Origin of the sequence: Neobacillus sp. 204 (assembly GCF_046562815.1) — a bacterium.
In the GTDB taxonomy this organism is placed as follows: Bacteria; Bacillota; Bacilli; order Bacillales; family Cytobacillaceae; genus Neobacillus.
Window position 1 is genome coordinate 133054 of the sequence record NZ_JBJORY010000002.1, and the last position, 17745, is coordinate 150798.

At 40.5% G+C, this 17745-nt stretch carries 13 protein-coding genes; 12 read left to right on the forward strand and 1 reads right to left on the reverse strand.

All coding sequences use genetic code 11. The features are described 5' to 3' along the window. The first annotated feature begins 127 nt into the window (after positions 1 to 127). The 12 genes from ACJ004_RS04760 to ACJ004_RS04815 all read left to right on the forward strand — a co-directional run bounded on the left by ACJ004_RS04760 (position 128) and on the right by ACJ004_RS04815 (position 16729). Positions 128 to 1210, forward strand: coding sequence for an ABC transporter substrate-binding protein (locus tag ACJ004_RS04760; RefSeq protein WP_410891435.1), 1083 nt, complete (start codon positions 128 to 130; stop codon positions 1208 to 1210). 15 nt (positions 1211 to 1225) lie between these two features. Further along, positions 1226 to 2284, forward strand: coding sequence for an ABC transporter ATP-binding protein (locus tag ACJ004_RS04765; protein WP_410891437.1), 1059 nt, complete (start codon positions 1226 to 1228; stop codon positions 2282 to 2284). A gap of 11 nt (positions 2285 to 2295) precedes the next feature. Beyond that, on the forward strand, positions 2296 to 3219 hold the full coding sequence (locus ACJ004_RS04770; protein ID WP_410891439.1) for an ABC transporter permease: 924 nt from the start codon (positions 2296 to 2298) through the stop codon (positions 3217 to 3219). Beyond that, positions 3216 to 4019, forward strand: a complete 804-nt coding sequence (locus tag ACJ004_RS04775) for an ABC transporter permease (RefSeq protein ID WP_410891440.1) — start codon at positions 3216 to 3218, stop codon at positions 4017 to 4019. The genes ACJ004_RS04770 and ACJ004_RS04775 overlap by 4 nt, the downstream gene beginning before the upstream one ends. 12 nt (positions 4020 to 4031) lie before the next feature. Further along, a complete protein-coding gene (locus tag ACJ004_RS04780; RefSeq protein ID WP_168243807.1) occupies positions 4032 to 4355 on the forward strand; it encodes a (2Fe-2S)-binding protein in 324 nt (107 codons plus the stop codon). Beyond that, a complete protein-coding gene (locus tag ACJ004_RS04785) occupies positions 4345 to 5433 on the forward strand; it encodes an NAD(P)/FAD-dependent oxidoreductase (protein WP_410891441.1) in 1089 nt (362 codons plus the stop codon). The genes ACJ004_RS04780 and ACJ004_RS04785 overlap by 11 nt, the downstream gene beginning before the upstream one ends. Positions 5434 to 5458: 25 nt before the next feature. Next, the gene (locus tag ACJ004_RS04790; RefSeq protein ID WP_410891442.1) at positions 5459 to 5797 is read left to right on the forward strand and encodes a (2Fe-2S)-binding protein; all 339 of its coding nucleotides are present in this window, start codon (positions 5459 to 5461) and stop codon (positions 5795 to 5797) included. Beyond that, entirely contained in the window at positions 5798 to 6883 is a 1086-nt protein-coding gene (locus ACJ004_RS04795) for an NAD(P)/FAD-dependent oxidoreductase (RefSeq protein ID WP_410891443.1), read from the forward strand. It abuts the gene before it with no gap. Positions 6884 to 6940: 57 nt separating this feature from the next. Further along, complete coding sequence (locus tag ACJ004_RS04800; protein WP_410891444.1) at positions 6941 to 7276, forward strand: DUF1904 family protein; 336 nt, start codon at positions 6941 to 6943, stop codon at positions 7274 to 7276. Between the two features lie 403 nt (positions 7277 to 7679). Beyond that, positions 7680 to 14630, forward strand: coding sequence for an immunoglobulin-like domain-containing protein (locus tag ACJ004_RS04805; RefSeq protein WP_410891445.1), 6951 nt, complete (start codon positions 7680 to 7682; stop codon positions 14628 to 14630). A gap of 410 nt (positions 14631 to 15040) precedes the next feature. Next, complete coding sequence (locus ACJ004_RS04810; protein ID WP_098573007.1) at positions 15041 to 15325, forward strand: ArsR/SmtB family transcription factor; 285 nt, start codon at positions 15041 to 15043, stop codon at positions 15323 to 15325. A gap of 66 nt (positions 15326 to 15391) precedes the next feature. Next, positions 15392 to 16729, forward strand: a complete 1338-nt coding sequence (locus ACJ004_RS04815; protein WP_410891446.1) for an MFS transporter — start codon at positions 15392 to 15394, stop codon at positions 16727 to 16729. A 105-nt stretch (positions 16730 to 16834) separates the two neighbouring features. Here ACJ004_RS04815 and ACJ004_RS04820 read toward each other — a convergent pair whose 3' ends face one another. Further along, complete coding sequence (locus ACJ004_RS04820) at positions 16835 to 17302, reverse strand: hypothetical protein (protein WP_410891447.1); 468 nt, start codon at positions 17300 to 17302, stop codon at positions 16835 to 16837. Between the last annotated feature and the right edge of the window lie 443 nt (positions 17303 to 17745).

Consider the following 17745-nt stretch of genomic DNA (forward strand, 5'->3'; position numbering starts at 1 on the left):
CTGAAAATTAGCAATATTATATAGATATAAAATTGCTGATCTTACATATGAAAGGGAGGGTTGAATCATCTGTTAATGCCTTTTGTGTTCATGAAAGTAGGAAACCTATTACAAGGGAGGAATTATGATGAAAAGTAAAACTCTGCTTTTTGGATTTATTTGTTTGATCCTTGTTGTTATGTCTGCATGCGGTAGTAAAACGGGCAGTACCTCCAAAGACACAAACTCAAAAAGTGACAAAACCTTGGTATTAGCAGCTTACGGTGGAAGTTATGAGAAAAAAATGAAGGAAACCGTTATTCCTAAATTTGAAAAAGAATTTGGTGTAAAGGTTCAGTATATTACCGGCAGCTCTGTTGATACGGTATCAAAGCTACAAGCACAAAAGGCTAACCCACAAATTGATGTAGCCTTTATAGACGATGGTCCTCAAGCCCAGGCAAAATCCTTTGGTTTGCTTGCACCATTAGATGAGAAAATTGTTACGAACTTAGCCAATGTCTATGATATTGCAAAAGATAAGGATCATATTGGTGTCGGTTTTGGGATTATTACCACTGGACTTGCTTATAATAAAAAGCTCTTCGAGGAGAACAAGTGGGAGCCAATCACATCTTGGAATGATTTAGCAGATCCTAAGTTTAAAGGAAAACTTGTATTACCATCCATCTCAAACACTTATGGTATTCATATGCTCGTTATGGCAGCTAAGGCCAATGGAGGAAGTGAAACAAATATTGAACCTGGATTTGAAAAACTAAAAGAAATGGCTAAAAATGCTGTGACATTTGATAAAACGGCAGATGTATCCAATTACTTTTTACAAGGACAGACTGTTGCAAGTGCTTGGGGGAGCAGCAGGGTTTTCACTCTAAAAGAGTCTGGGTTCCCAATTGAGTTTGTTATTCCAAAAGAAGGCGCCCCAGCATTAATGTCGACAGTTAGTGTGGTTAAAAATGCTCCGCATGAAGAGCTTGCACAGAAATTTGTCAATTATGTTCTAAGTGAAGAAGTGCAATCAGAATTTGCCAAATCCTTGTTTGACGGTCCAGTTAATAAGAATGTGAAATTAGAAGGAGATATTCTTGAAAAGATTATTTATGGACAAGAACAGGTCTCGAAGCTTGTGAAAATAGATTGGGAATCTGTGAATCAAAAACGAGCTGAGTGGACAGAGAGAGCAAACAAAGAAATTGAAGTGGCCCACTAATGAAGGGATGATATGATGAGTTATTTATGCCTTGAAAATGTTATCAAGACGTTTAACAAAACAGAAGTTGTCAAAAAGATGAATCTTGAAATTAAGCAGGGAGAGCTTGTTTCTTTTCTTGGACCTTCAGGCTGCGGTAAGACAACGACTCTAAATATGATTGCAGGATTTTTGGAAGTAGACGGCGGAAGAATTGTGGTGGACGGTAAACCCGTTCACCTGCTTCCTCCTAATAAAAGAGAAATGGGCATGGTATTCCAAAACTATGCACTCTTTCCTCACATGACTGTGTTTGATAATGTGGCCTATGGTCTAAAACTTCGCAAAGCTGGTAAAAGTGAAATCATTAAACGTGTTTTGGAAGCGCTTGAAATGGTCCGATTATCCGGGTATGAAAAACGTTATCCGAAGGAGCTTTCAGGCGGACAGCAGCAGCGTGTCTCATTAGCCAGAGCACTTGTCATAAAACCTAAAGTATTACTCCTTGATGAACCATTAAGCAATCTGGATGCGAAATTGCGACAGGAAATGCGTGAAGAAATTGTGGAAATTCAAAAAAAGGTGGGCATCACAACCATTTTTGTTACCCATGATCAGGAAGAAGCGCTTGCGATTTCAGACCGGATTGCGGTTATGTATGAGGGGAGAATTGAACAGGTTGATACCCCAGTAGCCATTTATAACCACCCGCAAACCGATTTCGTTTCTAGGTTTATTGGAGAAGTGAACCAGATTCAAGGCCATGTTGGTGATACGTACAGCGATAAACAATGTAAGGTGTCCTTTCATGGATATCAGCAGATTATTTCGTATCATGGTACAAAAGATGCTGTGGTTGACTTTTATCTGAGACCCGAAAAAATACAAATCTATCAGGAAAATAACGATGGGCTTAGAGTAAAGGTAGAAAGAAAAATGTTTTTAGGTGCTAAAACGCGATATATTTTAAAACTCCAAGATAAACAGTTGATTGCAGATATTTCCAATACTATTTTAAACCCTGATCAAATAAAAGAGGGACAGAACGTATTGGCTGTTTGGAACCCAGAGGATCTATTAGTTTCTAAAAAGTGAGGTGATTTCGAATGCAAGCAGAAATAGAAATGAATCAGGAACAAGAAATACTATACAAGGGAAAGAAAAAGAAAGTAACGAAAAAAAGGCTTGATTCATGGTTATTGTTACTGCCGACGCTCGCTATTTTTATTTTTTTCTTTCTGATTCCTTTGTTTTTCCTTTTTATCACGAGCTTTAAAACATTCGATGCAGCTAGTGGAATTGGTAATGATTGGACCCTTCAAAACTATGTGAAGTTTATTACGGATAAATTTTATCTGGGAGTTTTATGGAGAACGGTAAAAATCGCCTTGATAACCACATTAGCAGCCATTGCTATTTCCTATCCGGTAGCTTATCAGATTACAAAAGTGAAAGGCAGAATGAAAAATTATTTAACACTTCTCGTATTATCCCCGTTGTTAATTAGTATGGTTATCCGCTGTTATGGATGGGTCATCTTATTGTCCAATAATGGGGTAGTGAATAATACCCTATTGAAGATGGGCTTAATTGAAAAGCCTCTAACTTTATTATATACGGAGTTTAGCGTTGTGATTGGAATGGTCCACGTTTTATTTCCATATATGGTGTTAAGTATCATGGGGTCACTTGAAAGAATCGATCCTAGTATCATCAGAGCCTCACAAAATCTTGGTGCAAGCCCAATTAGAACCTTCTTTTCCGTTGTTTTACCACTAACTCTTCCTGGAATATTTGCCGGATCTGTCATGGTGTTCAGTTTAGCAGTGAGTTCATTTGTCACACCTGCCATTCTTGGAGGCCCGCAAGTAAAGGTGATGTCCTTCCTTACATATGAACAGGTGTCTACTATGTTGAATTGGCCATATGGTTCAGCAATTGGCTTCATCCTTATCTTTATCGCCACGATTACCATCATCGTATATAGTAAACTGCTTACTCAATCAGAAAAAGGGGTGGCCATTCAATGAGGAAGGCATTACCAAAATTCGGCTTAAATTTCTTTTGTCTGATCGTCTACATCTTTTTGGCTGCCCCGATTGTCGTTGTTTTATTGTCTTCCCTGACAACCACTGAGTTTATCGTGTTTCCTCCCAAAGGGATCACGTTCAGGTGGTATGTCGAATTAATCAATCATCCTGAATTTATGCAGTCCTTTATGCTCAGTATTAGCGTTGCATTTGGTACGGCAATCATTTCAACGATTATCGGAACGATGGCTTCTATTGCTGTTGTCAGATATCAATTTAGAGGGAAAACAGCTATCATGCAATTAATTGGTTCCCCTCTCTTAATCCCCTCCGTTGTATTTGGGGTGGCTCTTTTGCAGTTTTATTCCTGGATTGGTTTGGCCGCGAGCCCGGCAGCTTTAATTATTGGTCATATAATCTTAACCATCCCCTTTGTCATGCGCCTGGTTGTTGCCAGTTTAGTAGGCTTCGACCGCACGATCGAGCAAGCGGCTATGAATCTAGGGGCGGGAAGCCTCAGGGTATTTTTTCAAATTACACTTCCAATCATTAAATCGGGTGTGATCGCAGGAGCTATTTTTTCCTTCATTACCTCTTTCGACGACTTAACCGTTGCCCTATTTATTGTCAGTACCGATGTGGTGACGCTGCCAGTGCGGATTTATACCTATATGCAATATCAGTATGATCCTATCATCACCTCTGTTTCTAGTATCATGATTCTTTTAACAGTCGTATTAATGGTCGTTATCGAAAGAGTATTAGGCGTAGGAAAAGTATTTGAGTCGAAAAATTCATAAGAAGGTGTTTTTATGCACATTAAACATCATCCCGTATTAGGGGAACAGCTTCAAAAACAAGTAACAATCTACTTTAATGATGAACCGTATAAAGCTTATGAACACCAATCCGTCGCTGCAGCATTGTTAGCCAATGATATAAAAAAATTAGGGCAGAGCAGGAATTTAATCCAGCCAAGAGGCTTGTTTTGCTCGCGGGGCAGATGCTGCAGCTGCTATATGACGGTAAATGGGGAGGATCATGTACGAACGTGCATGACGAAGGTTGAAGAAGGCATGAAGATTTATCCGAATGATGGAGATCCAGAAGTAAGGAGTGAATGCCGTGGAGACTGATGTTCTTATTATTGGTGCTGGTCCCTCAGGTCTTACAGCTGCATTGGAAACAGCATCAAGAGGTTTAGATGTAACCATAGTAGAAGAATCTTTTTCAATGGGCGGACAATTAATTCAACAGACCCAGCTCATTCAATCGCTTCCTTCGTCCTATCAGCCTATGCGCGGGTTTGAGCTGGCTGGTCTTTTAACGAAACAAGTAGAGGACTACTCGATTCGTTGTTTGCTAGGTCATCGTGTGATTGGCTTTTACAAGGATGGAAGTGTTGGTATTACCGATGAGGTCAATGTAATCCCTCTTAAAGCGAAAAAAATAATCGTCGCTACGGGTGCGGCTGAAAATGCCCTTGCCTTTCCGAAATGGACGCTACCTGGAGTCATGACCATAGGTGCAGTCCAAACCTTAATAAATCGGGATTTTGTTCTCCCTGGTAAACATGCCGTAATTTTAGGATCCAGTGACTTTGCAATGGATGTTGCGCTCCAGCTTTCTGAGCTAGGTGTACAAATAAAGGGGATAGTTGAAAAAACTCCAAGCTTAACGGCACGGGATACAGAAAAAGGGGAAGAGGTTCGAAAAAAAGGTATTCCAGTTTATGTTAATTCCTCCATCAAGGAAGCCAGGGGAATTGGTAAGGTAGAGGAAATTGATATCGAGCACGGAGAACAAATTCTTACCGTAAGTGTTGATGTCGTATGTATAGATGGCGGCCGGTCGCCTATTCTAGATGTTTTTTACCAGCTTGGCTGTTCATTCAGTTATCAAAAAGAACTAGGAGGCTGGATCCCGCAATACAACAAATCTTTACAAACAGACCGGGAAGATGTTTTTTTAGCAGGGAACGCTGCTGGGGTCAGTTCTCAGGGAGTTTTACTAACAACAGGTATGATAGCCGGGGTTAATGTTTCTGAATCCTTGGGAGCTATCCGTAAGCAAGAGGCCGATATCGAGACCACGTCTCTATGGAGAGAACTCGAAATACTGGAGACGAAGCTTCATCCAGATGCATGGAAAGCAAGAATGCATCATGTTGAAAACTATGAACATCCCGTCCTTAAGGACCAATTTATCTCTTAGTTCGAAAAGATTAAGAGACTAGAAGGTGAATAAATTGGATAAAACCACGATTATTTGTCGATGTGAAGAAATTAGTTACGAAGAAATCGAGGAAGTCATTTCGAATGGCGCCAAGAGATTTGATGATATTAAAAGAATGACACGCTGCGGCATGGGACCATGCCAGTCAAAAATATGCAACAGCCTGGTGGCCACTATAATTCATGAGAAAACAGGCCTACCTTTTCATGCGATTTCCCTGCCGCGTATGAGGATGCCGATAAGTCCAATTAAGCTTGAAACACTAGCAACGAATAGTACCTCATTTTCCTCGGTGAAATCTGTTTTAGATGAGGTGGAGCTAGAGGATGGGAAGGTGAGATAAATGGAAACTAGTTATGAAACAATCATTATCGGGGGAGGGGTAGTCGGAAGCAGCATCGCTTATCACCTTTCGGAACGAAAAAAGGAAGGAATTATGATACTGGATCAAAAATTCCCTCTATCGGGAACTTCAGGTTCCACACAAGCGTGGGTATGGGTTCATAATAAAACACCGTCTTGGTATGCAGAGTTTAATATGTACAGTGCCGAACTTTATCCTTATTTATCAAAAAAAATTGGGGATGTAGAATATAAACGGACTGGCGGACTTTCCCCATTTTTTAATAAAGCCGATTGTGAAAAAGCGTTACGGCTTGCGGAGGCCTACAAAAAAATTGGCATCAAAATTAAGGTTTTATCCCGTGAGGAGGCCTTAGAAAAAGAACCATCGCTCAATCCGGAGGTTGCAGGCGCTACGTATAGTTCCATTGATGGCAACGTCAATCCTTTTCGGTTAGTCGATATGTATATGAGGGCGGCCAAGAAAAATGGGGTTCAATACTCTACTTATAATAAAGTAACGGAGATTCAAAAGCTTCCCGGAAAATTCATTGTTGTCTCACAAAAGGGAACGTATGCTTGTAAGAATCTTGTTCTTGCTGGCGGCACCTGGTCAAGAGAATTAGGAAAATTAGTAGATATCAACATTCCGGTCAATCAGTTAAGAGGGCAGATTCTTGTTACCGAACCTCTAAAACCATTTTTACATTATACCATCAGCGGGTTAAGACAGGCCTTTAATGGCGAGGTATTAATCGGTTATTCAATGGAAGAAGAAGGATTTAACAGAGCAACCACATTGGATGTCATTCAAGAAACGGCTAATATGGCTGTTCACTATATTCCGCAATTAAAAAAAGCAAAGATTGTTCGCGCTTTTTCAGGAATTCGAGCCATGCCGGAAGATGGTTTTCCCATTCTAGGGAATATCCCGGGTATTGAAAACCTTTATGTGGCAGCTACGCATAGCGGCATAACTCTGTCGCCGCTAATAGGGACTCTTATGACTGAGTTAATTCTGGATGGGGAAACTTCAATCCCAATTGATCGCTATTCCATCAGCAGGTTTGATTTGGCCATTATATAAATTAGTGTCATAATTTATATAGTAAAAATTTATCAAACCCATACAGGAGAGATTTGTATGCCACATTTAATCATTCGAGGAGTTTCAGTGGATCAGGTAAAAACGGTTAGTACTTCATTAGTACAAGATTTGGCGGATTTATGTGCATGTGGAACGGACAATTTCACCTTAGAAATTGTCAATTCTACCTATGTATTTGATGGCAATGAAGTGCCAGGTTACCCATTAATTGAAGTAAAATGGTTCAATCGCGGTCAGGAAATTCAAGATCAATTTGCCAGCATTGTAACCAAACATATTCAAGCACTCGAATTTCCAGAAGTAGAAGTCGCTTTCAGCACATTTCAGGAGTCCGCTTATTATCTGAACGGAAAGAGTTTTGCCTCATCGTGACATAGAAGATTTTTATTAAGTTATGGGGGTCAGACCCCATGCCCAAAGATCGCAAGCGAATTAAACAACGAATGCATTTGAACTCATTTCATGAGTTCTTTTTTTGTGGAAAATGGTGAGAAACGAGAAAAGTACAGGAGAATACTAGAATGCGCCAAAATTCCCCCAAGTTTTAAGGTGATTTCGATCGATTTTTAGGGCGTAGACACGAAATTTAGTTAATTTGTCCTATTTTTCGTTCAACGCATGGGATATAAACAGGCGGAAAGGGGAAAAATTCCCCCATTTTACGCCAGTTTACTATTTCGGTAGAATGACATTATAAGTATTAAGAAAATTTTAAATACTTATAATGTTAAATCAAAACAACCGGATTGAGCAGGGTCAGTCGGAGGGGGAAGCTATGAAAAACAAACACAAGAAGAAGTCGATGAAGGTCCTGTCGGTCGCAACGATGATTGGGTTAACCTTTTCGAACATGTCATTTGGACATGCCGAAGAAACCAAGTCAAGACCAATCGTCGCAAACGAAGAGGGGCCAACGGCTGGGATTTTAGTCACAAACAATGACAAAACCCCGGGTTCAGCCCAGTTATCGCCTGAAAAATTGGCGGAACTAACAAAAAAAGGGGAAAAGAGTATCGAGGCTGCGGCAGCTAGCTATTTAAAAAAGAAACTAGCAAGTAAAGAGTCTCTCTCAACGATCGAAACACACAAACCAGATGAACTGGTTTCCGTTATTGTTGAGTTAAAAGGTCAAACGGTTTCGGATATGACAGAAACAGTTGGGGCGACACAATTATCGCAAAATAAGGCAAAAAGCCTTGTGAAAGCAGACATTGAAACCAAAAAGAATGCCGTGATGAGTACCTTGTCAGTCGGGAAATCGAAAAGTGCAAAACCAGCCGTTTTCAAACATGAATTCGAACATGTCTTCAAAGGGTTCAGTATTGACCACATCAAGTATAGTGACATTGAAGCAATCAAGGATCTACCTGGAGTGAAAGCGGTAACCCTTCAAAAAACGTTCTACCCTGCGATGAACCAACAACATGAGTTAACAGGGATTAAAAACGTATGGAATGGTTCAAGCGTTGGGAAACCAACTGGTTATAAAGGAGAAGGGATGCTGATCGCCGTCGTTGATACGGGCGTTGATTATACACATGAAGCGTTTCCTGATCCAAAGGAACAAAGTAAATTACGCATTAAAAAAGGGAAATTTACGCGTCCTGATGGAACGACTTCCCTAAAGGTTGTCGATGGATACAACTGGGCGGACCAAAATGATGATATCATTCCGCGTGTGGAAGATCCAAACAATGCAACAAGTTCACATGGTGTGCACGTCGCTGGGATCGCAGCTGGTTCCGGTCCTGTGATGCAAGGTGTTGCGCCAGAAGCGCAAATCATTGCGGAAAAAGTGTTTTCAGACCACCAAGCCGGTGCGTTAACAGAAGATATTATCAAGGGGATTGACCATGCGTCCGCACTTGGAGCAGACACCATTAACATGAGTTTAGGGTCTTCTTCTTCATTCGATACAAGAGACGCAAATGATCCACTTGGGATTGCCATCCGAAATGCAACAGACGAAGGACATATCGTTGTTGTGGCTGCGGGGAATGCATCAAATGCCTATGCAGACCGTGGAAGAGGATTAGGTGAAAGTATCAAAATCGGCGAAACGCCTGATTTAAATAAAATTGGAAATCCTGGCGTGTATCCAGATTCCTTTACTGTTGCAGCAGCAAACAATTTGGTGTCAAAGCATACCTATACTTTCTCTGGTGATGGATTGAACAATACATTCTCAGGTGAAGGGCTAGATGACTGGCACTGGAAAGATGACAAAAACAAAATTTATTCTCTTGTGACACTTGGTGAAAAAGTTGGTGAACTGTCTGACTATGACGATATCGATGTCACAGGGAAAGTGGTCTTAGTCAAACGTGGTACCATCAATTTTGGCGAAAAAGTAGCGAATGCAAAACAAAAAGGCGCTGTCGGTATCATTGTTTATAACGGAAGTACGACGCAAGCAAAGCCAGAACCATTAGGGTTCAGTAGTATTCCCTTTTCTTTTCTAAGCTACGAAGATGGCATGATGTTAGAAGAAAAATTTAACGAATTGTCTTGCGATGATGATGGTGGCATTGTCATCGGACCAATGGCAACCTGTGATGATGGTGACATTGACATCGGACCAATGAGTGCAAATGAACCGGCTTCGATCGACTTTGCGATTCAAGGAGAAAAAATTGGTTCGGCTTTTGCAGAATCGAACCCAGGTCAACCAACAGACTTTACCTCTTGGGGAACAACAAGTGATTTATTATTAAAACCAGAGATCATGGCACCTGGTCATGCCATCATGTCGAGTGTTCGAACGAGTGATCCAGACCAACACAATGGCTACGAAAGCGAAGACGGCACGTCAATGGCAGCACCTTATGTGGCGGGTGCAGTGGCTGACGTGATGCAAGGGCTGATTGCAAAAGGATTCACCCCGGGAACAAGAGCGTTTGCTCAATTAACGAAAAACGTTCTGATGAATACGTCAATTCCGGCAAAACGCGATTTCGTCAATGGAGACAATTCGATCAACCGAAATGACTATATGACAGAATACCAACCTAGACGACAAGGTGCTGGGATGATTCGTCCGGATCTTGCACTCCAAACACCGGTTGTGGTGAGTGGATCGACTGGAACAGGTAGCATTAGTTTAAAAGAAATCGGAAAAGAAACATCGTTTACGATAACGGCACAAAATCTTACGAATAAGGCAGTGACATATAAATTAAACGGCACCGTGATGACGGATAGCTTAAAGGATTCACTGAAAACAAATTCAGATAATATTCGTAGTCGCTATTTAGATGACGCGAAATTGTCATTTGATAACAAGGAAATTACGATTCCTGCAAATGGCACAAAACGTGTAACGGTGGCGGTCAAACTTGGTGCATCCGCCCTGAAAAATACGTTTATCGAAGGCTATATCTACCTAGAGCCAACGGACTCAAAACTCCCTCTATTAAACGTCCCCTATAACGGATTTTACGGGGATTGGGATGAGCCGACGATCATTGATACGAAAGACACAACGAATGTGTGGGGCAATTCAGGCGGCGGCACACAACTTGCGCTTCAAGCAGGCGGACTGTATTTTGGGTACGATCAAATATTTGGTGTCCCAACAACAGAAGCCCAGAAAGCGCTTGGCGACAAGTTTTATGCGTTTGGTCAGGGTTTATATCCAGTACCGGCCATCTCATTATTACGTAGTGCACGAAACTTGAACATCGATGTCGTGGATAAAGACCATAACGTGGTGTCGCACATCACAAATGACGAATGGGTTGTGAAAACCGATCCGTATAGCGGAGGCTACCCTTCTGCACTCCAAGAAAACTGGGTTTGGTATGGTTGGAATCAAGCTGTTGACCTTCCAGATGGGCAATATTATTTCTCCATGACGGCAACAGCAGATGGAAGTAATACAAAACCACAACCAACAGTTTATTTACCGATGTACAAAGATACAACCGCACCAACATTAAATATGCTTCGTTCAAAAGATTATGATGAAAAAACACATCCAGAAACAACGAATAACGATTCTTATACAGTGCGTTGGACAATGGATGATGGGGATGCTGGGTTTGTGGATGGCAACGTATTCCTTGCTGTCAACGGGAGTGAGCCATTTACGAACTATCGTGGTGATGTGAAACAAAACGAAGATGGTTCATACGAACTGAAGATTCCTGAATTAAATGAGGGACTAAACACCATTACGATTGCACCGATGGATAAAGTCGGCAATCAAGGTGAACCACATACGGTTGTTGTCAAAAAAACAACAAAACATGTATGGATCGATTTATCGTCTGCGACACTTGGGAACAATGTACCAAGTATGTACTGGGATGTAGACGGGAAACCAGGCGATGAGTTTACCTTAAACTTTGATGCGGTTGGGCCAAAAAATGGCGTGAAAAAACTGCAAGCGATCGTTTTACGAGATTATTACGATAACGCGAGTATCATCGGCTCACCTGTTGATCTAAATGTAGAGGATTTAGTCACAGAAACACCTGCTTACGCTGAGTATAGCCAGTACAAAATTAAAGGGAAATTCACCATTCCTGCTACCTTGGAAAAAGGTCAATATTATGTGAAATTTGTTGCATTAGCAGAGGGTGAAAATTGGAATGATCAAACCACTTCAGCAATTGGGATTAAAACGTACGTGGATACAGATGCACCAACGATGACGATTAACCCAACGAAAATGAAAGCGTATGTTGAAAAAACAGGCGATCCGGTATCGCTGATGATCAACACATCTGCAACAGATAGTGTGAGTAATTCACATGGGTTTAAATTAGACGTAGCTGTTGACGGAAACGCGCCAAAAACAATGGGTAGTGTGCTCACATCGACAACTTCTGCTCAAACATTCCGTTACCCAGTAGTGCTCGGAAATGGCGAACACAATCTGATGGTAACAGCGACAGATGCACTTGGGAATACGCGAAATAGCGAGTTCACTGTGAATGTAGCGGATGACAAAGTAACCGTTACGAACGGAGATACAACAACGAACGTCGCGATTAATGTCGTGCCATATAAAGATGACACGCGACAACCAGGAATCAAAATGAACATGGAATCGTACAATGTTGAAGGATTTGATCCATATGTGTCAGGATACCTAGTTTCACCTTACGGAAATACGAAAAACTATTCGTTTAACCCAGATTTAGCACCTGTTCTATTAGTAGGCAATCAACAAAAAGCAGCCGGTCTATCTTATGTGCCAGATGCGATTCCACAATGGAATCTACCAATTGGTGATGTGTATGCTTTTAACGCTGCTGTTGGCTATAACGACCCAAGTAGTATCCCACAAGGAGATAGTGAAATCCCGGTCACAATGATTGACTACTTAGGTCATGAAACGACGATTAAGGTACCTGTACACAAAAATTCGTACATCCCAAAAGTCAAATTTGACGAAGCGATCATTGATGCAACGGGTACGGCTACATTCTTTACGTATGATTCAACGTTCACTGTAAACGGAAACGTGACCGCTGTGAATAATAACTTCTACGCGGAATGGGTTGACTGGAATCGAAGAGTTGCGGGAGAAGACAACTTCTACAAAAACTTATTTGATCCAACGTCAGCATGGCGAAGTGGCCCTTATGACAATGCCTTTACAACACAAGACATCCCAGGAGGATACAACAATGAACCGGGTGTGAAACGTTTCAGTATGCCAACGGGTGAGTTAAAACCGGGTGTGAACTTCTTTGAAATTGATGGTGGAAGCACGATTGGTGAAAACCCAGCTCATCCATTCGCAGGGAATCATCCACTTGTCTTTAATGTGGTGGTTTATCGTCTTGGGGCTGCTGAAAATGCAGATCAAGCACTTGCAACCATGGCTTCAGAAAAATTATCATGGGAAGCGATCAAAGGGTTAAACACGGAACCTACAAATGTGTTAACGCATCTATCCCTTCCGACTGTTGATAAAGAGAATAAAGCAGACATCACATGGAAAAGTAGTGATGAGTCAGTTATCACAGAAGACGGACATGTCTACCGACCAGAAGTTGATGCAGATGTGACCTTAACAGCCATCACAACAGTTGGAAATGCGACAGGGACGAAAACGTTTACGGTTACCGTCAAAGCGAAAAACGGAGACGATCGTTTTGCAGTCGCAGAAGATGCATCATTCCTAACGTGGGATGTAATTCGCGGAGCGAACACAAACGAAAATGATGTCGCACAAGCACTTACATTACCAACAAGAAGTTCAAATGGCTCGAAAATTTCTTGGACGTCAGATGATGTGGCGCACATTACAAATCAAGGTCGCGTGTACCTACCGTTATTTAACGAAGGCGATGCGCACGTTGAACTCGTTGCGAAATTCACACGAAACAAAAGTACATTCTACAAAACGTTTCATCTAACAGTCCTAAAAGATAGCAAAAACGAAGAACGCACAAAAGTGTTGCAAGCTGCTAATTCAATTGAAACAAAAGACTTACTTGGCGACAACACGAGTGATTTAGACGTCACAAAAGACTTAACGTTCCCAACAACTGTTGGAACAAACGGCGTTGAAATCCGATGGGAGTCAGATGCACCAGACGTGATCGCGAATGACGGAAAAGTGACAAAACCAGCTCAAAACCAGTACATTCGAGTGACGGCTTACTTAAAACTAGGCAATGTAGGTTTGGCAAAACCGTTTTATTTCTTTGTGCGAAGTGAAGATACGTCATACGATGCAAGTGTGGTTGCTGCAAAAGCATCCATTACGTGGAATGTGATCAAAAACGCGAACATTGCGCAAAACGCTGTGAAAACCGCATTAACGTTGCCAACAAAAGGTGCAAACGACACGAACATCAAGTGGTCATCAAATGTTCCTTCGATTATTGGAGCAGATGGAACAGTGAAACGTCCAAGTTATGTGATGGGCAATCGAACCGTTACATTAACTGCAACGATTACAAAAGGAAACGCAAGCACAACAAAAGCATTTACCGTTACCGTTTTACGTTATGAATCACCGATCAAATTAACGGTTACTACAAAATTAGTTGATGACAATGACACGGTGATCTCAGGAAAAACAGAAGCAAACGCAACAGTGATTGTGAAAAACAAAGGCTTCCAAATTGGAAGTGGAAAAGCCAATGCGAAAGGCGACTTCAGCGTGAAATTCGCAGTGCAAAAGGCAGGTTCGACGCTTTCTGTTTATGCGACGAACACAATCGGCAATCAAAGTTTAACAACCACATTCACGGTAATTGATAAAACGGCACCGAAACCACCAAAAGTGAATACGGTCGATGACAATGATTGTGTATTCACTGGCGTAACGGAACCCAATGCAGTGGTTAGCATCAAACTAGGATCAAAAGTGATTGCAACTGGAAAAGCCAATTCAAAAGGTGTTTTCCAAGTGAAAATCGTAAAACAAAAAGCAGGAACGATGTTAACTGTGACGGCAAAAGACTTTGCTGGTAATGTGAGTACCATTTCGAAAGTGACTGTACTTGATCGGACGGCGCCACCAAAACCAAGTATTACAAGTTTAGTAGGCAGTTCGAAGTATGTCACCGAGATAAAAGGAAAAGCAGAAGCAAAGGCAATCGTTGTGATTAAAGTAGGCAACAGCGTCATCGCAAAAGGCAAAGCAACAAGCAAAGGAACATTTAGCATTAAATTACCAAAGCAAGTGAAGCGAGGCACTACATTCACGGTCTACGCGAAAGATGCCTCAGGAAACAGCAGCATCTCAATCAAACGGAAATAAAGTAGCGTTCATAGCAAACAAGAAAAAACCGCCAGGTTGTTGTAACGGGTTCTGATACCTGTCACAAAACGTAAAAATGTAAATGAAAATGGCCATCAAATTGTAGTTGTATTTGATGGCCTATTTTTGTTGATATATATGGCATTATGGCAATATTATTATTTGTATTTGTAGTACAATTTGTATACGAAATTGCAGGGTTACAGAACTTTCCGTAAGTATACAATTTACAGTACATTTTCACTTACAAATTGTTGAACATAAATTTGCCAATAAATATAATACAGTAAACCCAAAAGGTAGCTGCTCTATTAGTTGAACTGGTTTGATAATTTGTGCATCCCGGCCAAATCCAAGAAAGTATTCGGCAAAGAAGTTGACAATTTGAATTCTAATAATATAATAGTCATATGACTTTAGAACAAAACGATACGCAACGAATAAAAATATTTAATGCCTTAGCAGATGAAAAAAGGATCGCAATCATCCGCTTATTGTATTACGGAAACAATCGCCCGATGTGTACGGATATAGGAAGGAGTTTAGGTGTAAGTAAGTCCAATGGTTCCTATCATTTAAAAATTTTATCCGAAGCAGAGCTGGTGAAGATTGACCGTGAGGGTGTCATAAAATATGTCTCATTAAATGAGGAGACATTCACCCGCTATTTACCTGGGTTTTTGGCTACACTTTAATGTAGCCTCCTTTTTTGGTTATTAGTTCTAAAGTTTTATGACTTTGATATAATGGGGGAGAAATAGATGAATCAAAAAGAGAATAGGTTGATTATCACATTATGTTTAATCGTTTTATCCGGGGTAGCCAATTCACTTCTGTTTAATGTTGCCTTATTTGATATGATGAATGGGCTTGAGGTGACAGCTTCCAAAATTAGCTGGGTGGTTATTTCCTATACTTTAGTGATTGCCTGTGGTTCGATTACTTATAGTAAGCTAGCCTCTTATTTTCAAATTAAAAGTTTGTTGATTTTTGGGATTAGTTTATTCGTTTCAGGTTCCCTTATAGGGTACACGACGAATGATTTTATCGTTGTGGTCTTGGCCCGTATTATTCAAGCAGCAGGTGGTAGCTCGTTTATTGCATTATCCATGATCCTGACGAATCAGTATCTCACCTTCCCTAAACGCAATCTGGCTCTATCATTAATAGGTGCCTGTCTATCACTTGGTTCAGGAATAGGATTTTTGCTCGGAGGCTTCTTTACTCATTTTTGGGGCTGGCACTCCCTATTTTTATTAATGAGTATGGCTATTTTTACGTTGCTAGGAATTATTTTGTTTGTGCCCTCCGGATATGCCAATCATAAGAAGCTTACCCAACCGTTTGATTTTTTAGGCTTCCTTTATTTATTGACTTTTGTCGTGACGTTTATTTTAGGAGTCAAATTAAATGGTTATTTGCTAATCATTACAGTGATATCTGTATTTTTTATGGGGATCCATAGCAAACGTCAAGATGTCGAGATATTTATGGATCTATCAGTTTTTCGATTCTATGCCTTTAATCGGTTCCTTTTGCTTAGTTTTATTAATAGTGCTGCCATGGTGGGAATTATTTTTCTTTTTCCGTTATTAGCAGGACAGCAGTTTCATGTCTCTGCCTTGAAAACTGGCTTTATTTTGGCGGGGATATCAATCTTTTCCTTTTTGCTGAGCTTCGTAATAAGACCAGCTATAACCCGCATCCAAGGGAATGGTCGATTGGTCGTTGCTGTCGTCCTTCAATTCATTGGATTTCTGCTATTAGCCATCTTTGGAGTAAACCAATTTGCAGTGGCTAGTGTTGGAGTTGCCCTTATTAATATAAGCTTTACAATCCTTACCATTGTCATCAATATTGATATTCCCCACACGATAAAGAAGGAAAAAAGTGCAATGGGGCTGGGGATCTATAACTTAATCAACTTTTTAGGAATGTCATTTGGCCCTTCAATAGCGAGCCGAATCCTAAACGTGACATCAAGTTTCAGCCTGAGCTTTGGATTTTTCGTTAGTCTATTACTTGTAGCATTGCTATTATCATGCGTGAGCAGCATTCCAGTCTCTTCAAGGGATATAAAGCAGTCACGTCAACTGTAATCTTAAAAAACTGGTTAGATATTTTCGTAGAGGCTCTGACAAACAAGGTCAGGGCTTTTCTTTTTAGATGGTAAGTACTTCAGGGAGGGAGGCAGAAGCGCCTCCTTACTGAGACTTCCAGTATATAAGAACCTTGCTTGCTCCAGTACCATAATGGCTATAAACATCATAGTTAGTCCCATAGACCTCATTAACCTTCTCCATGATAGCCTTATTATCAGTAGGGTTATATGAGTACGTATTATCAGGGTCATTAAAGTAGATATGGAAAGTCTCAGTCATAGGAAAGTGGTCATACTCACGCCCTACCCAAGTTACTTCCCTGCCTAAAGTAGCCTCAGCAAACTCCTTTATAATCAGTTCATTAGACTTAGGAGTTACATAATGGGGATTCCTTTCATTCTGCCAACCTAAATGCTTACCCTGATTATCAGTGTTAATCTGGTTTTCAGTACTAACCTTTTCTGGGGTAATCTCATTCTTAGAAATATCTTGATTAGCATTAGCACAAGCTCCAAGAAAGCCTGTTAGTAATAATCCTGCTGATAAAATTACTGTAGATGCCTTCTGCATAATGTTTATTAGACCTCCTGATTTAAAGTCTCACGACTATAGTTTGTGATTGCCCTACAAGAACCATCCTTATCAACAGCAAGGGTTGTTAATGCAACTCCTTCTAAATAAAGAAGTAAAGTTTGTGAATTAATGTACTTAAGCTAACGGGTGCTTTAGTGAAAGAAGAGATAATAAGAAGCAAGGCTTAGAGGAAAATTCTCTAGGCATTTTTCAATGTGAATTAAAATCTGAATTGTGTTGTAAAAACCTTTGAAAAGTATTGCGATTTTCTGTGTTATTTAGCAATTCGTACCGAAAAAACACTCCAAAAAAATAGATACCTTGATATAAAAAGAAAATGACATAACCAATTCATACGTCATTTTTAATAAACAAAAAGCACCGCATTTTACGGTGCAATTAGTTATACATATTTCCATACATTAGTTAGAACAAATAAA

Coding starts and splice junctions, on each gene's coding strand:
- ACJ004_RS04760 (WP_410891435.1), top strand. CDS start 128: ATGAAAAGTAAAACTCTGCTTTTTGGATTTATTTGTTTGATCCTTGTT.
- ACJ004_RS04765 (WP_410891437.1), top strand. CDS start 1,226: ATGAGTTATTTATGCCTTGAAAATGTTATCAAGACGTTTAACAAAACA.
- ACJ004_RS04770 (WP_410891439.1), top strand. CDS start 2,296: ATGCAAGCAGAAATAGAAATGAATCAGGAACAAGAAATACTATACAAG.
- ACJ004_RS04775 (WP_410891440.1), top strand. CDS start 3,216: ATGAGGAAGGCATTACCAAAATTCGGCTTAAATTTCTTTTGTCTGATC.
- ACJ004_RS04780 (WP_168243807.1), top strand. CDS start 4,032: ATGCACATTAAACATCATCCCGTATTAGGGGAACAGCTTCAAAAACAA.
- ACJ004_RS04795 (WP_410891443.1), top strand. CDS start 5,798: ATGGAAACTAGTTATGAAACAATCATTATCGGGGGAGGGGTAGTCGGA.
- ACJ004_RS04800 (WP_410891444.1), top strand. CDS start 6,941: ATGCCACATTTAATCATTCGAGGAGTTTCAGTGGATCAGGTAAAAACG.
- ACJ004_RS04805 (WP_410891445.1), top strand. CDS start 7,680: ATGAAAAACAAACACAAGAAGAAGTCGATGAAGGTCCTGTCGGTCGCA.
- ACJ004_RS04810 (WP_098573007.1), top strand. CDS start 15,041: ATGACTTTAGAACAAAACGATACGCAACGAATAAAAATATTTAATGCC.
- ACJ004_RS04815 (WP_410891446.1), top strand. CDS start 15,392: ATGAATCAAAAAGAGAATAGGTTGATTATCACATTATGTTTAATCGTT.
- ACJ004_RS04820 (WP_410891447.1), bottom strand. CDS start 17,302: ATGCAGAAGGCATCTACAGTAATTTTATCAGCAGGATTATTACTAACA.